14 protein-coding genes are annotated in these 14,356 nt (G+C 62.1%); 6 read left to right on the plus strand and 8 right to left on the minus strand.

The features are described from left to right. Nucleotides 1-23 precede the first annotated feature (23 nt). Genes dnaQ through GTP69_RS27290 form a run of 3 tightly spaced genes read right to left on the minus strand, consistent with a single transcriptional unit; the run spans nt 24 to nt 1,986 of the window. Nucleotides 24-740: a DNA polymerase III subunit epsilon gene (dnaQ, locus tag GTP69_RS27280; protein WP_161057835.1), complete on the minus strand. Its 717-nt coding sequence runs from the start codon at nt 738-740 to the stop codon at nt 24-26. A gap of 33 nt (nt 741-773) precedes the next feature. Further along, nucleotides 774-1,217, minus strand: coding sequence for a ribonuclease HI (rnhA, locus tag GTP69_RS27285; protein WP_161045375.1), 444 nt, complete (start codon nt 1,215-1,217; stop codon nt 774-776). Next, entirely contained in the window at nt 1,207-1,986 is a 780-nt protein-coding gene (locus GTP69_RS27290) for a class I SAM-dependent methyltransferase (protein ID WP_110847733.1), read from the minus strand. Before GTP69_RS27290 ends, rnhA begins: the two co-directional genes overlap by 11 nt. A 20-nt stretch (nt 1,987-2,006) precedes the next feature. On the opposite strand from GTP69_RS27290, the gene gloB reads away from it, so the two are divergent. After that, nucleotides 2,007-2,813, plus strand: coding sequence for a hydroxyacylglutathione hydrolase (gene gloB, locus GTP69_RS27295; RefSeq protein WP_161057836.1), 807 nt, complete (start codon nt 2,007-2,009; stop codon nt 2,811-2,813). A gap of 28 nt (nt 2,814-2,841) precedes the next feature. Here gloB and aceB read toward each other — a convergent pair whose 3' ends face one another. Then, the gene (gene aceB / locus GTP69_RS27300; protein ID WP_161057837.1) at nt 2,842-4,434 is read right to left on the minus strand and encodes a malate synthase A; all 1,593 of its coding nucleotides are present in this window, start codon (nt 4,432-4,434) and stop codon (nt 2,842-2,844) included. Between the two features lie 158 nt (nt 4,435-4,592). On the opposite strand from aceB, the gene GTP69_RS27305 reads away from it, so the two are divergent. Beyond that, entirely contained in the window at nt 4,593-5,504 is a 912-nt protein-coding gene (locus GTP69_RS27305) for a LysR family transcriptional regulator (protein ID WP_161057838.1), read from the plus strand. A gap of 49 nt (nt 5,505-5,553) precedes the next feature. Here the strand turns inward: GTP69_RS27305 and GTP69_RS27310 are convergent, their stop codons facing one another. From GTP69_RS27310 to GTP69_RS27325, 4 genes are all read right to left on the minus strand, one after another. Further along, the gene (locus GTP69_RS27310; protein ID WP_020703630.1) at nt 5,554-5,757 is read right to left on the minus strand and encodes a cold-shock protein; all 204 of its coding nucleotides are present in this window, start codon (nt 5,755-5,757) and stop codon (nt 5,554-5,556) included. Between the two features lie 246 nt (nt 5,758-6,003). Next, a complete protein-coding gene (locus tag GTP69_RS27315) occupies nt 6,004-6,357 on the minus strand; it encodes an Hpt domain-containing protein (RefSeq protein WP_161057839.1) in 354 nt (117 codons plus the stop codon). A gap of 1 nt (nt 6,358) precedes the next feature. Beyond that, complete coding sequence (upp, locus tag GTP69_RS27320) at nt 6,359-7,009, minus strand: uracil phosphoribosyltransferase (protein WP_161057840.1); 651 nt, start codon at nt 7,007-7,009, stop codon at nt 6,359-6,361. Nucleotides 7,010-7,061: 52 nt separating this feature from the next. After that, nucleotides 7,062-8,738, minus strand: a complete 1,677-nt coding sequence (locus GTP69_RS27325; protein ID WP_161057841.1) for an isovaleryl-CoA dehydrogenase — start codon at nt 8,736-8,738, stop codon at nt 7,062-7,064. Nucleotides 8,739-8,812: 74 nt separating this feature from the next. Here GTP69_RS27325 and GTP69_RS27330 point away from each other — a divergent pair, with 74 nt between their 5' ends. The 4 genes from GTP69_RS27330 (at nt 8,813) to GTP69_RS27345 (ending at nt 14,253) form a co-directional block, all read left to right on the plus strand. Then, entirely contained in the window at nt 8,813-10,015 is a 1,203-nt protein-coding gene (locus tag GTP69_RS27330; protein WP_161057842.1) for an acetyl-CoA C-acetyltransferase, read from the plus strand. A gap of 1 nt (nt 10,016) precedes the next feature. Next, nucleotides 10,017-10,874, plus strand: coding sequence for an enoyl-CoA hydratase/isomerase family protein (locus GTP69_RS27335; protein ID WP_161057843.1), 858 nt, complete (start codon nt 10,017-10,019; stop codon nt 10,872-10,874). Nucleotides 10,875-11,086: 212 nt separating this feature from the next. Further along, nucleotides 11,087-12,760 (plus strand): putative bifunctional diguanylate cyclase/phosphodiesterase, encoded by a 1,674-nt coding sequence (locus GTP69_RS27340; protein ID WP_161057844.1) that lies wholly within the window; start codon nt 11,087-11,089, stop codon nt 12,758-12,760. Further along, nucleotides 12,757-14,253, plus strand: a complete 1,497-nt coding sequence (locus GTP69_RS27345) for an HDOD domain-containing protein (RefSeq protein WP_161057845.1) — start codon at nt 12,757-12,759, stop codon at nt 14,251-14,253. The genes GTP69_RS27340 and GTP69_RS27345 overlap by 4 nt, the downstream gene beginning before the upstream one ends. Nucleotides 14,254-14,356: the final 103 nt, after the last annotated feature.

A 14,356-nucleotide genomic window follows, 5' to 3' on the forward strand; every position in this document is an offset into this window, starting at 1 on the left:
CCCGCACGAAGCGCAAGTCCAGTTTATGCCGGCACCGGCGGATTCAGCGAGGCGGTCCAGATGCACTGCCCTTTCACCGCCTTGTCCAGCCCAGCCAGTGTGTCGGCGTGGGCCGCCAGTTCGGCTTCCGAGGCCGGCACAAAGATGATGTCGGCCATGGCCACCGGCTCCAGCATGTCGCCGATGTTGACCACTTCCTCTTCCACATCCATGCCCAGACTGTTCTGCCCGCGCGTCATGGCCAGGTAGACGTCGGCCAGCAGCTCCGCATCCAGCAGCGCGCCGTGCAGCTTGCGGTGCGAGTTGGAGATGCCGTAGCGGTCGCACAGCGCGTCCAGCGAGTTACGCTTGCCTGGATGCAGTTCTTTGGCCTGCACCAGCGTGTCGATCACGCCGCCGATGTGGCTAGAGAAATCCGGCAGATTCAGCAGCTTGAATTCGTGATTCAGGAAGCCCAGATCGAACGGCGCGTTATGGATGATGACTTCGGCGCCCTGGATGTACTCGCGCAGCTGCTCGACCACCTCATGGAACTTCGGCTTGTCGCGCAGGAACTCGGTGGTCAGGCCGTGGACGTTCAGCGCGCCCTCTTCCGAGTCGCGTTCCGGATTGATGTAGAAGTGGAGATTATTCCCCGTCAGCATGCGGTTGTTCAGCTCGACGCAGCCGATTTCCAGGATGCGGTTGCCCAGCTTGGGGTTGATACCGGTCGTTTCAGTATCGAGGACGATTTGGCGCATAGTGTTCCGTAATGAATTTCAACGTGCAGTATATCAGCGGCCGCGCGCCACTTCCACGCCGCGGTTGGCCAGCATGTCGGCCCGCTCGTTGCCCGGATGGCCATTGTGGCCGCGCACCCAGCGCCATTCGACGTTGTGCATCTGCTGCGCGGCGTCCAGCGCCTTCCACAGGTCTTCGTTCTTGACCGGCTCCTTGCTCGCGGTCTTCCAGCCGCGCGCCTTCCAGCCATGGATCCATTCGCTGATGCCTTTTTGTACATACTGGCTATCGGTATGCAGCACCACCGTGCACGGCCGCTTGAGTACGGTCAGCGCTTCGATCACCGCCTGCAACTCCATGCGGTTGTTGGTGGTGTCGCGCGCGCCGCCGCAGATTTCCTTCTCGGCATTGCCGGCCACCAGCAAGGCGCCCCAGCCGCCCAGGCCCGGGTTGCCCTTGCATGCGCCATCGGTAAAAATTTCGACCTTATCTTCCATCCTGCTGTTCCCGTTGTTTGTTTGTAACCGGCACTGCCACCGGGGCGTTTGCCGTTTTCCGGCTCCATGCCGGACCGATCAAGCGCATGCCCTTGACCCGCTTGATGGCTTGTACGATGTAGACGCCGCCCAGGTAGGGCCACCAGCGCGACCCGGCATTATCCATGAAGGCGTAGCGGTTGAGCCATTTTTCTGTGCGGCAGGCCGGCGCGTAGCAGCCGAAGTGGCTTTGGCTGGCGCTCATATTCAATAATTTTAACCAGTCTTTCATGCGCGGCATAGAGATCAGTTCCTCCGTGCGCGGCAGAAACGAGGTGCCGCCGACGCGCCGCAGCACATGGCGCGCGCCCCACAGGCTGGCCGGATTGAAACCGCAGATGACCACCTGCCCTTCCGGGATCAGCACCCGCTCGACCTCGCGCAGCACCTGGTGGGGGTCGGTGGAAAATTCCAGTACGTGCGGCAACACCACCAGGTCGATGCTTTGCGAGGCGAACGGCAATTCGGTGTAATCCAGCGTGACCGACACCGCCCGCGCCGGTTCATCCGCGCTGCGCACTTTCCGGTCGGCGAGGATTTTATAGGGCATGCGGCTGGCCGCCAGCGCGTCCATTTGCGGCATGCCGATCTGCACGGCGTTGTAGCCGAAGATATCCGCTGTTAAATTATCGAGACAGCTTTGTTCCCACGCACGCAGGTACACGCCTGCGGGCGTTTGCAGCCAGCCTTCCAGCGCTATAATGGATTTCTCCGACCCCGCCTTATCCATGCTTAGCCTTTTGCAATCCAATGACCATATCTTCTACTCAAGCTCTCACTGTTCTAACGGTTCCAGCATTCCGCGATAACTACCTGTGGTTGATACATGATGGCACACATGCCGCAGTAGTCGACCCTGGCGACGCCAAACCGATCCTGGCGGCGCTGAAAGCGAACGGACTCAAGCTCACCGCCATTCTACTCACCCATCACCACGCTGACCATATTGGCGGCGTTCCTGAATTATTACAGCATTATCAGGTTCCTGTTTTCGGTCCGCGCAACGAGACCATCGCCACCGTCACGTTGCCGGTGGGCGAAGGCAAGACTGTCGATGTGCCGGGCCTGGCGCTGAAATTGAATGTGCTGGATGTGCCTGGCCACACGATGGGCCATATCGCCTATGTCCGCGAGGCATCGGCTGACGCACCGACCTGGCTGTTCTGCGGCGACACGCTGTTTGCCGGCGGTTGCGGCCGTCTATTTGAAGGCACGCCGGCGCAGATGATCAGTTCCCTGGGCAAGCTGGCCGCGTTGCCGGACGATACGTTGGTGTATTGCGCGCACGAGTACACGCTGTCCAACCTGCGCTTCGCGCGCGTGGTGGAGCCGAACAATGTGGCGCTGCAAGAACGGGTGAAGGTGGAAACCGACAAGCGCGAGCACGATGTGCCGACGGTGCCAAGCACCATCGCGCTGGAAAAGACGACCAACCCCTTCCTGCGTTACCGCGAGCCGGCGATTGCGGAGCAGCTGGTGAAGGCCGGGCGTCTCGATCGCATCGATACGCCGCTGGCGACCTTCACCGCGCTACGTTTGTGGAAAAACGACTTCTAAAGAAAACGGCCCTTGCGGGCCGTAGTGCTTAGATTTCTTCGTACAGCGGCAGCGTCAGGAATTCCTCGAACGCTGCCGAGGTCGACATCTGCTCGAAGATCTGCGCCGCACGCGGATAGGTCGGACCATCGCCGCCCGGCGCGGCAGCCTGCACCTTGGCCAGTTCTTCCGGAATCATCGCGCGCACCATGTCGGCCGTGACTTTACGGCCGTCTTCCAGCACGCCCTTGTCGGAACGGATCCATTGCCACACTTGCGAACGGCTGATTTCCGCCGTGGCCGCATCTTCCATCAGATTGTGGATCGGCACGCAACCGTTGCCGGTCAGCCAGGCGCCCAGGTAGTGGATGCCGACGTTGATGTTGTAGCGCAGGCCGGCCTCGGTAATCGGCGCTTCGGGCTTGAAGTCCAGCAGTTGCGCGGCGGTGACGTCGATATCCGGACGCTGTTTCTCGATCTGGTTAGGCTTGTCGCCCAGCACCTTGGTGAATTCGGCCATGGCCAGGTCGACCAGGCCCGGGTGCGCAACCCAGCCGCCATCGTAGCCGTCAGTGGCGTCACGCGCCTTGTCGGTGCGCACGCCGCCCATGGCGATGTCGTTTTTCTCCGGATCGTTCTTGATCGGAATCAGCGCCGCCATGCCGCCGATGGCCGGCGCGTTGCGCTTGTGGCAGGTCTTCAGCAGCAGCAAGGCGTAGGCGCGCATAAACGGCGCGGTCATGGTCACCTTGGCGCGGTCGGCCAGGCAGAAATCCTTGTCCAGCTTGAACTTCTTGATGCACGAGAAGATGTAATCCCAGCGGCCGGCGTTCAGGCCCGAGCTGTGTTCGCGCAGTTCGTACAGGATTTCGTCCATCTCGAAGGCGGCCAGGATGGTTTCGATCAGCACGGTCGCCTTGATGGTGCCTTGCGGCAGGCCCAGTTCCTGCTGGGTCAGCACGAAGATGTCGTTCCACAGGCGCGCTTCGATGTGCGATTCCATTTTCGGCAGGTAGAAGAACGGACCGGCGCCGCGCGCGATCTGCTCTTTGGCGTTGTGGAACATGAACAACGCGAAATCGAAAATACCGCCCGAGATACGCTTGCCATCCACCAGCACATGTTTTTCATCCAGGTGCCAGCCACGCGGACGCACCACCAGCGTCGCGACCTTGTCGTTCAGCTTGTAGGATTTGCCGTTCTGCTCCAGCGCGATGGTGCCGCGCACGGCATCCTTCATATTGATCTGGCCGGTGATCTGGTTGTCCCAGTTTGGCGTGTTGGAATCCTCGAAGTCGGTCATGTAGCTGTCGGCGCCCGAGTTCAGGGCGTTGATCACCATCTTGCGCTCGACCGGACCGGTAATTTCCACGCGGCGGCATTCCAGCGCTTTCGGAATCGGCGCGATTTTCCAGTCGCCGCTGCGGATGTGTGCGGTTTCGGCCAGGAAATCTGGACGCTCGCCGGCATCCAGTTTCTTGGCGCGCTCGACGCGTACGGCCAGCAATTGCTGGCGGCGCACTTCAAATTCGCGGCTCAGCTTGGCCACCAGCGCCAATGCGTCCGGGGTCAGGATTGCTTCGTAGCCGGGCTTGATGTCGCCGGTAATTTCCATGCCTGCTGGCAAAGTGATGGTGGTCATGCGCTAGTCTCCGTAAAAAATATTAACGAATCAATCTCATTATAAGCTTGTTGCATTGCGGTGTTTTTATAAAGTATATTCACTCGTTAGTTATACAAACAAGACTAAAAATCACTTCATCTATGCGTTTTAGTAAAAAGTGACGGAGACGAGACTTTATGGGGCAGTTCAGGCAGATTTCCACCTTTGTTGAGGTGGTTGCAAGAGGTAGTTTATCGGCGGCCGCGCGCGCCGAAGGCATCGCGCCGGCGATGATCGGGCGGCGATTGGACGCATTGGAGGCGCGGCTGGGCGTCAAGCTGTTGCAACGCACCACGCGCAAGCTGGCGCTGACCGACGAAGGCGCCGCCTTCCTCGAAGATTGCCAGCGCATCCTGGCCGAGCTGGAAGAGGCGGAATCGGCCGTGGCCGAACGCAGTTTGCACGCCACCGGGCATTTGATGATCTCGGCCCCGGCCGGCTTCGGCCGCCAGCACGTGGCGCCGCTGCTGCCCTCCTTTCTGACCGAACACCGCGACGTCACGGTCACGCTGAACATGAGCGACCGCGTGGTCGATATCGTCGGCGAAGGCATTGATGTGGCGATCCGCATCGCCAGCCTGCCGGATTCCAACCTGGTCAGCATCAAGCTGGCGGACAACCAGCGGGTGGTGGTCGGCGCGCCGTCCTATCTGAAACGCCACGGCGAGCCGAAAACGCTGGCCGAACTAAGCAAGCACAACTGCCTGGCGATCAGCAGCGAAGGCAGCCAGCGCGGCTGGACCTTCCGTGAAGACGGCAAGAATACGGTACTCAAAGTGAACGGCAATATGGCCAGCAACGACGGACAGGTGCTGCACGAATGGGCCTTGGCCGGCAAAGGGCTGGCGTGGCGGTCGATGTGGGAAGTGGGCAGTGCGATCGAGGCCGGCAAATTGCAGACCGTGCTCGACGACTATTCAGCGCCGGGCAATGACATCTACGCGGTGTTTGCGCAGCGTCGCCATTTACCGTTGCGGATACGGGCGTTTGTGGACTTCTTGCGTCATACCTATGCGCAGCAAGACTACTGGCGCAAAGTGAACAGATAAAAAAAAATCCTCGAATAACGAGGATTTCTTGATCGTTAGATCCAGCGTATTAGATTGGCTGAATGTTCGAAGCTTGCTTGCCTTTAGGGCCAGCGGTTACTTCGAAGGAAACACGTTGGTTCTCTTGCAGCGACTTGAAGCCAGCCGACTGAATCGCCGAGAAGTGAGCGAACAGATCTTCGCCGCCTTCGTCAGGGGTGATAAAGCCGAAACCCTTCGAGTCATTGAACCATTTTACGATACCAGTTGCCATTACAATTCCTATTTCAGTTAATTTGGGCTTGCGCCCGTGATATCGTTTTTGAGGCAAGAAAGACAAACTGTACTACTCTTGAATCTAAACGATGCCGTATTATACCCATTTACGAGAGAAAAGCACGTTTTCGTAAAAATAAATGCAAAGTGCTGTTTTTCTTAGTAAAAACCGCTCGCGTTGGGCAGTGATTGTCACTATAGACATCTTAATACTATCGTGTTTGATCCACATCAAGCGCACGGCTCATTCGAAGCTCGTTGCCTTGGCGTCACGGGTGGCCCACGCCAGCAGCTTCTCGACTTCCGGCACCACCGGCGGCCAGCCACTATTACTAGAGAGTACCGCGCGCACCAGCTGCTCGACGCGGCGTGCCTCCTGCCCAAAGACCGTGAAGCCAAAGGTGCCGGCCGATCCCGCCACGCCATGCAGCACTTCATGCAGCTGATGCAGCGCCGCCTGCGACGGCTGCTCGCCACCGGCCTTGCACTCGTCGAGCGCGGCGCGGATCTTGGCCAGCGTGCCGGGCACGGTGGCGGCGAACTTTTCGTTCAGGGCCGCCAGGCGGGCGCGGAAATCTGGATCGACAGGCGTAGCCATATTATTTAGTGCCGAAGATACGGTCGCCAGCGTCGCCCAGTCCAGGCACGATGTAAGCGTGGTCGTTCAGGTGGGAATCCAGCGAGGCGCAGTAGATCTTCACGCCTGGGTGGGCTTTCTGGAACACTTCGATACCTTCCGGCGCCGCCACCAGCGACAGGAAGATGATCTGTTCATCGGTGACGCCGCGCTTTTTCAGCACGTCCACCGCGTGCACCGCCGAATTGCCGGTCGCCACCATCGGGTCGCACAAGATAAAGGTACGCTCGACAGTATCCGGCAGGCGCACCAGGTATTCCACCGGCTGGTGGGTTGCCGGATCGCGGAACACGCCGATGTGGCCGACGCGTGCCGACGGCACCAGGTCCAGCAGGCCGTCGCTCATGCCGATGCCGGCGCGCAGGATCGGCACGATGGCCAGCTTGCGGCCGGCGATCACCGGCGCGTCGATGGTCATCAGCGGGGTTTCGATGTTACGGGTGGTCAGTGGCAGATCGCGGGTGATCTCGTAACCCATCAGCAGCGTGATTTCCTTGAGCAGGTCGCGGAAGGTACGGGTCGACGTATCCTTGGCGCGCATGTGGCTCAGTTTGTGCTGGATCAGTGGATGGTCGGTGATGAACAGGTTAGGAAAGCGCGGATCTTGTTTCATTAGGTAGCTCTTGTTCAGATAGTTATATGCCGCATTATACAAGCCCGGCGCCCTATTCCACCAACGCCCGCGCCAGAATTGCCGCACAATCGAGGCCGCCCGGCAGCCGCCCATACGTGCCGCCGGGCTCGCGTTTCAGGCGCGACGCCACGAATGCCGACGACACATACGGCGGCGCATGCCGCAGCAGCAATGCCGCCTGCACCGCCAGCACCACCCGCTCGGCCAGCACGCGCGCGCTGAATTCATCGGCCTGCTGCTGCGCCAGGTCCGCCAGCAGCGTGCTGCGGTAGGCGACGAAGAAAATATCGCCGCTGCCGGCCAGCGCCAGTTCGGCCGCCAGCGCTTCGCGCGCCTCGGGGGATTTGCTGAACGCCCGCAGCAAATCCAGGCACATTACATTGCCCGAACCTTCCCAGATCGAGTTGACCGGCAATTCGCGGTACAGCCGCGCCAGCGGACTGTCCTCGACATAGCCGCTGCCGCCGATCACTTCCATCGCCTCGGCGCCGAAGCCCGGCCCGCGCTTGCAGACCCAGTACTTGCCGGCCGGCGTCAGGATGCGCGCCAGCATCGCTTGCGCCGGATCGGCCGACTCGTCGAAACAGCGCGCCAGCCGCATTGCCAGCACGGTGGCGGCCTCGGATTCCAGCGCCAGATCGGCCAGTACATTCTGCATCAGCGGCTGCTCGGCCAGCGGACGGCCGAACGCTACGCGGCGTCGGGCGTGGTGCAGCGCATGCGTCAAGGCGGCGCGCATCGCCCCGGCGCTACCCAGCACGCAATCGAGTCGGGTGTGACTGCCCATTTCCAGGATGGTGGGAATGCCGCGTCCCGGCTTGCCGATCAGCCAGCCATAGGCGCCGGCAAACTCCACTTCCGAAGACGCGTTCGAACGGTTGCCGACCTTGTCCTTGAGCCGCTGCACGCGGATGGCGTTGCGCTCGCCGTTCGGCAGGTAGCGCGGCAGGAAGAAGCACGACAGGCCGGCGCTGCCCTCGGTATCGGTCTGCGCCAGGATCAAATGCGCATCGCTTTGCGGCGCCGAGAAAAACCACTTGTGGCCGACGACGCGGAATACGTCGTCGCCCTCCTCGCCAAACAAGGCGCGCGCTTCGGACAGCGGCACCGGCTCGGCGCGCGTTGTATTGGCGCGCACGTCGGAACCGCCCTGCTTCTCGGTCATGCCCATGCCGATCAGTGCGCCGTGTTTCTGTTCGATCGGCAACGAGCGCGGGTCGTATTGCGTAGACAGGATTTTCGGCAGCCACTTCTGCGCGATACGCGGCGCTTGCCGCAACGCTGGCACCGAGGCGTAGGTCATCGTCACCGGGCATTGCGAACCATTCTCCACCTGGCCGAACAGCAAATAGCATGCCGCCCGCGCCACTTGCGCGCCGGCGCCACCCAGCCAAGGCGACGCATGCGTGCCATGGCCGATCAGCAATGCCATCAGTTGATGCCATGCCGGGTGAAATTCCACTTCATCGATGCGATGGCCTTCGCGGTCAAAATTGTGCAACTTGGGGGTGTAGAGATTGGCAAGACGCGCCAGATCCAGCGTTTTCGCCTTGCCCAATTCGGCGCCAAGCGCATGCAGCGCGGCGGCCGCGTCGCCGGCGCCTTCGCGCGCCAGCGCTTCCTGCAAGGCCGGATCGGCTGCAAACAGGTTGATATTCTCAAACGGCGCAACAGTATTGCGCACTTCGTGGGTATCGAAAGCCTGCATTTTGTCTCCGTTCAAACTGCTGTTGTCAGTTTTCTTGAACAATGCTCAGACTAGCATATTCAAAAGGAGATGCCATGAGCGACGCGTATCTTTATGAGGCGATCCGCACCCCGCGCGGTCGCGGCAAGCCGGACGGCAGCCTGCACAGCGTCAAGCCGATTTCGTTGGTCACCGGCCTGATGCGCGAACTGCAGGCGCGTCACCAGATCGACACCGCCCTCATCGACGATGTATTACTGGGCTGCGTCACGCCGGTCGGCGACCAGGGCGCCAACATCGCCCGCATCGCCGCGCTGGCCGCCGGCTGGGACTGCAAAGTGGCCGGCGCCCAGCTCAACCGCTTTTGCGCGTCCGGGCTGGACGCGGTCAATCTGGCGGCGCAGAAAGTACGCTCCGGCTGGGATGACTTGCTGGTGGCCGGCGGCGTCGAATCGATGTCGCGCGTGCCGCCCGGCGCCGACGGCGGCGCCTGGTCGCTGGACCCGGAAACCAGTTTGCTGACCGGCTACGTGCCGCCATGCATCAGCGCCGACCTGATCGCCACGCTGGACGACTGCCAGCGCGAACAACTGGACGCCTACGCGCTGCGTTCGCAGCAACGCGCCGCGGCCGCCAGCAGCGCAGGCCGCTTCCGCGCCGTGGTGCCGGTGCGCGACCAGAATGGCGTGCCGGTACTGGCGCAAGACGAATGCCTCAAACCCGGCTCCAGCCTGGAAGCGCTGGCCAGCCTGAAGCCGTCGTTTGATGCGCAGAGCGAATCCGGTTTCGACAGCGTGGCGCTGCGCCAGCATCCTCAGCTGGAACGCCTGCGTCACCTGCACACGGCGGGCAACACCAGCGTCAACGCCGATGGCGCGGCGCTGACGCTGATCGGCAGCAAGGCCGCCGGCTCGCGGCTGGGGCTGGAACCGCGCGCCCGCATCGTGGCGGCGGCCATCACCGGCGCCGATCCGGTGCTGATGCTGGCCGGTGCAGTCGCCGCCACGCGCAAAGCACTGAAGAAAGCCGGGCTGCCAATCAACGCCATCAGCTTGTTTGAAGTCCACGAAGCCTATGCGGCCGTGGTGCTGCGCTTCCTGCGCGAACTGGACATCGCGGGCGACAAGGTCAACGTCAACGGCGGCGCCATCGCGCTGGGCGACGCACCGGGCGCCACCGGCTGCATGCTGGTCAGCACCCTGCTCGACGAACTGGAAACGCGCCGCCTGCGCTACGGCCTGGTGGCAATGGGCGTTGGCGGCGGCATCGGCATCGCCACCATCATAGAGCGGCTATAAGATGATCACCACCCACCAAAACGGCGCCGCGCTGAGCGTACTGATGAAGGCGCGCACCATCAATCCACTGAGCCGCCTTTTCCAGCGCGAACTGGCGACGCTGCTGGACAAACTGGAACTCCAGCGCGACAAGCTATCCGCCGTCATCATCGGCTTCGATGCCGATCAAGGCGCCACCAGCCACGAACTGGAACACCTGATGGCGCTGACACCAGCCCAGGCCGCCGACTGCATGCACATGCTGACAGCTTACAACGCGCTGCTGCTGCGCCTCGAAAGTCTGGGCATTCCCGTGATCGCCGCGCTGGCCGGCGAAGTCAGCGGCCATGCGCTGGGCCTGGCGCTGGCCTGCCCGCACCGCATCGGCCTGCACGACGCGCGCGTCAGCCTGCCGCAGGTACAACTGGGACTGGCGCCGGTGGCCGGCGAAATCGCCCGCACCGTGCGCTTGGCCGGCGTGCAGGCGGCGATGCCCTTGCTGCTCGATGGCGCGGTCTTGAGCGCCACGCAGGCGCAGCAAGCCGGCCTGCTGCACGACATTGCGGCCGGTGAGCCGGAACTGGCACAACTGGCAAGCAATGCCCAGGACACGCGCGCCAGCCGCCAGCCATGGCAAGCGCGGCACTACCGGCTGCCCGGCGGCGCCATCGATTCGGCGCCGCTGCGGGCGCTGCTGCAGGCGGCGCCCGCCAAGCTGCGCGAACGCGCCGGCGGCCCCCATCCGGCAGCCGAAGCCATCCTGTGCGCGATGGTCGAAGGGCTGCAAGTGGACTTCGACCATGCGCTGCATATCGAGAGCCGGTATTTTTGTCAAACCGCCATCAATCCAGTCCTGCGCAAAGGCGTTTTCCCCCTGTAGAAAGTGGTTTTTAGAGCCAACTCAAGAGTTTTATACAAAAGTCGCTGGAATGTTGTCTTTTTTCATGTAATTTCAGTGGCATCGGTGATACATTGCGTTCTGGTTTTGCAAGACAAGCGCCACCAAACTGTTACATGCATAAATTGAAAGAGTAAATCTTCGCGATGCCAACCAGTGTTCTGCCCCAGCCGCGTCATGAATTGGATAACCTCATGGAGGAGGCTGGCGATGTTGTATTTCGATTGAACCAGCTGGGCCAGCTGCTGTTTGCCAGCCACCGCGCGACTGCCCGTATCGGCAGCCCGGCGCCGCTGGCGGGCACGGCCCTGGTCAAACTGCTGGCCGACGGCGACCAGCCCCTGCTGCCGCCGGTGCTGGCCGCCGCGCTGGCGTCGCGCGCCCCGCAGTTACTGGAAGCGCGCATCAAAACCCCCGATCTCGAAATCTGGCACGAGCTGCGCATTTCCTGCTACGCCAATGCCGACGGCGCGCCGGAACTGCTGGTGATCGGCCGCGACATGACGGTGCAGCACGCCACCGAAGAACGCCTGCGTCACATGGCCACGCACGACGCTTTGACAGAACTGCCAAACCGTCTGCTGCTGTCGGACCGCATGCGCATGGTGATCGCTAACTCACGCCGCTCCGGGCAGGGCTTCGCTGTCGCCTCCATCGGCCTGGACGGCTTCAAGAAAGTCAACGATGGCCTCGGCCATCCGATCGGCGACGCGCTGTTGCGCATGGCTGCCCAACGCCTGCGCAAGACGCTGCGCGACAGCGATACGCTTGCCCGCGTGGGCGGCGACGAATTCGTCGCCATCCTGCCCGGCACTGCCACCGAAGCGCAGATCAAGCTGGTCACCGGCCGCCTGATCGCCACCTTGCAGTCGCCGTTTGAAATCGGGAGCCACACGATTTATGTCGGCGCCTCGGTCGGCGTCTCGGTCTATCCGCAGCACGGCGAGGATGACATCCGCCTGCTGGCCCTGGCCGACGCCGCCATGTCGCGCGCCAAGGAAACCGGCAAGGCGCGCGCAGTGGTCTATAGCGAGGATCTGGCCGGTCCGCCGCAGCATGACATTTCGCTGGAAGCGGCCATGTTCCAGGCCGTGCGCGAAGGCGAATTCCTGCTGTACTACCAGCCGATCGTCGACGCCCATACGCGCGAGATCCAGGGCTTTGAAACGCTGATGCGCTGGAAGCATCCGACGCTGGGCATGGTGCCGCCGGCACGCTTCATCCCGATCGCCGAGACCAACGGCCTGATCAATCTGCTGGGCGCGTGGGCGCTGAAGGCGGCTTGCGTACAGCTCAAGCAGTTCGAAGAGGTGGCCAAGCGCAGCCTGTACATCTCTGTTAATATCAGTCCCCGACAATTCCGCAACGATAAATTTTTGGATGTGCTGGATGACGCAATTGCTTTCTCCGGCCTACTTGGTGAGCAATTGGTTTTAGAAATCACAGAAGGCACGCTGATGATCGACCCGGTGCACGCCGAGTCCATCCTGTCTAAAATGGCCGAACGCAAGGCGCGCATCGCGATTGACGATTTCGGCACCGGCTATTCCTCCCTGGCTTACCTGAAGCGCTTCCCGATCTCGGTATTAAAAATCGACCGCACCTTCATCCGCGACCTGCCCGGTTCGCAGAAGGACGGCGCCATTTGCAATGCCGTGCTGGATCTGGCCAAGCACCTGGATTTGTCGGTGGTGGCGGAAGGTGTGGAAACCGAAGAGCAACTGCACTATCTGGAACAACGCGGCTGCCAGTACATCCAGGGCTACCTGACCGGCAAGCCGATGGCGGCCAATGTGGCGCTGGCGGCGCTGAAGGAAAGCATTCACGCCAAGGTGGTGCCGGCCGAACTGCGGCAGGTGCATCCATGATCAACAGCTACAAGGCCAGCACGGCCCTGGGCAACAAGACGCTGAGCGAGCTGGGTGATTGCACGCGCCGGCGCGGCGACATGCCGGGCTTCGCCAAGGCCATCACCGCCATTCTCGGCGCCATGCGCGGCGAGGACGAGCAGGAATTCAACATGACGCGCACCGTGCTGTCCGATCCGGTGCTGACGCAGAAGGTGCTGCGGCTGGCCAACAGCGGCATGTACTCGGCCTTCGGCCAGCATGTGAACACGGTATCGAAAGCGGTACTGGTGCTGGGCACCGAAGCGATCGGCCATCTGGCGCTGGGCCTGAAGCTGATTGAAGAACTGGCGACGACGTCGACCGACACCACGGTCGCCCACATCGAAATGGAAAAGGCCGTGCTGGCCGGGCTGGTGGCGCAGCAGATCGCCTACACCGCCGAAAGCCGTCACGGCGAAGAGGCCGTGGTGTGCTCGATGCTGCACACGCTGGGCCGCATGATGCTGACCTACTACATGCCGGAGCGCTGGAACGAGCTGCAACGCCTGGCCGACCAAGACGGACGCACGGTGGAAGAAGCGGCGCCCGAACTGCTGGGTGTCAGCCTGGAAGAAGTAGGCCATGCGGCGGCGGTGCACTGGGGTTTGCCGAAGTCGCTGCTGAACGGCATGCGCACGCTGGCGCCGGTCGAAGCGGGAGAGGAACTTTCGCCTGCGGACTGGATCGCCGCCCTGTCCACCATGGCCGCGCGCTGCGCGGAATCGCTGTGGCACGACGACGCCGACGGCGCCGAAAAGGTCAAGCAGCTGACCGAAAGCTATGCCGGCATGCTGGGCGTGGAAGCGCCGAATCTGATTCACGCCATCGAGCAGGCCAAGGTCATCGCCGCAAATGATTTGACCATCGCGCCGCTGTCGCGTCCCGCCGAACGCCGCGCCAAGGCGCTGGCCAAGACGCGTCAGCGCGCGGCCGGCAACAAGATCCTGCTCAGCGGCCTGTCCGACATGCGCGATGTGCTGGATAGCGCCAGTCCCGGCCAGATGGTGCAGATCGCACTGGAGACGGTGTACAAAGGCCTGGACTTCTCGCGCGCGGTGGCGTTTGTGCGCAACCGCAAGGAGAACAAATACGCGGCCAAAATCAGCTTCGGCGAAGGCACCCGCGAGTTGTTGTCGGCGATGACGTTCGACGACGCCTACGAGCCGAACGTGTTTCATGCGGCGTTGAACAGCGACCGCGTGATCTTCATCGAAAACGCCCACGACGCCAAGTTCTCGGCCAAGCTGCCGCTGTGGTGGCGCAGTTCGCTGGCCGAAGCGCGCAGCTTTGTCATCCTGCCGTTGTCAGCCAATGGTCAGCCGGCTGGTTTCCTGTATGGCGACTGGGATGAATCCTTCCCGCCGATCCAGCTGAGCCAGACCGAGTTTTCGCTGCTGAACGACATGCGGGCGATGGTTGTGCGCGCTGTCGAGCGACGCCATGGCGTAGTATCGGAAGCCGTCGCGCGCTAAGGCTGACGAGCCTCTACGCGAACACCTGCTTCAGCGATTGCGCTTCCGCCAGCGCATCGCTCCAGACGCCGATTTGCTCCATGCTGGCCCTCGACAGCTTCTT

Origin of the sequence: Duganella levis (genome assembly GCF_009857605.1) — a bacterium.
Lineage (GTDB): Bacteria > Pseudomonadota > Gammaproteobacteria > Burkholderiales > Burkholderiaceae_D > Rugamonas > Rugamonas levis.

Excerpts from the sequence above, each read along its gene's own strand:
- dnaQ (WP_161057835.1), bottom strand. The coding sequence starts at position 740 with ATGCGCCAAATCGTCCTCGATACTGAAACGACCGGTATCAACCCCAAG.
- aceB (WP_161057837.1), bottom strand. The coding sequence starts at position 4,434 with ATGACCACCATCACTTTGCCAGCAGGCATGGAAATTACCGGCGACATC.
- GTP69_RS27345 (WP_161057845.1), top strand. The coding sequence starts at position 12,757 with ATGATCAACAGCTACAAGGCCAGCACGGCCCTGGGCAACAAGACGCTG.
- GTP69_RS27325 (WP_161057841.1), bottom strand. The coding sequence starts at position 8,738 with ATGCAGGCTTTCGATACCCACGAAGTGCGCAATACTGTTGCGCCGTTT.
- GTP69_RS27310 (WP_020703630.1), bottom strand. The coding sequence starts at position 5,757 with ATGGCAACTGGTATCGTAAAATGGTTCAATGACTCGAAGGGTTTCGGC.
- gloB (WP_161057836.1), top strand. The coding sequence starts at position 2,007 with ATGACCATATCTTCTACTCAAGCTCTCACTGTTCTAACGGTTCCAGCA.
- GTP69_RS27330 (WP_161057842.1), top strand. The coding sequence starts at position 8,813 with ATGAGCGACGCGTATCTTTATGAGGCGATCCGCACCCCGCGCGGTCGC.
- GTP69_RS27290 (WP_110847733.1), bottom strand. The coding sequence starts at position 1,986 with ATGGATAAGGCGGGGTCGGAGAAATCCATTATAGCGCTGGAAGGCTGG.
- GTP69_RS27340 (WP_161057844.1), top strand. The coding sequence starts at position 11,087 with ATGGAGGAGGCTGGCGATGTTGTATTTCGATTGAACCAGCTGGGCCAG.
- GTP69_RS27315 (WP_161057839.1), bottom strand. The coding sequence starts at position 6,357 with ATGGCTACGCCTGTCGATCCAGATTTCCGCGCCCGCCTGGCGGCCCTG.
- upp (WP_161057840.1), bottom strand. The coding sequence starts at position 7,009 with ATGAAACAAGATCCGCGCTTTCCTAACCTGTTCATCACCGACCATCCA.
- GTP69_RS27305 (WP_161057838.1), top strand. The coding sequence starts at position 4,593 with ATGGGGCAGTTCAGGCAGATTTCCACCTTTGTTGAGGTGGTTGCAAGA.
- GTP69_RS27335 (WP_161057843.1), top strand. The coding sequence starts at position 10,017 with ATGATCACCACCCACCAAAACGGCGCCGCGCTGAGCGTACTGATGAAG.
- rnhA (WP_161045375.1), bottom strand. The coding sequence starts at position 1,217 with ATGGAAGATAAGGTCGAAATTTTTACCGATGGCGCATGCAAGGGCAAC.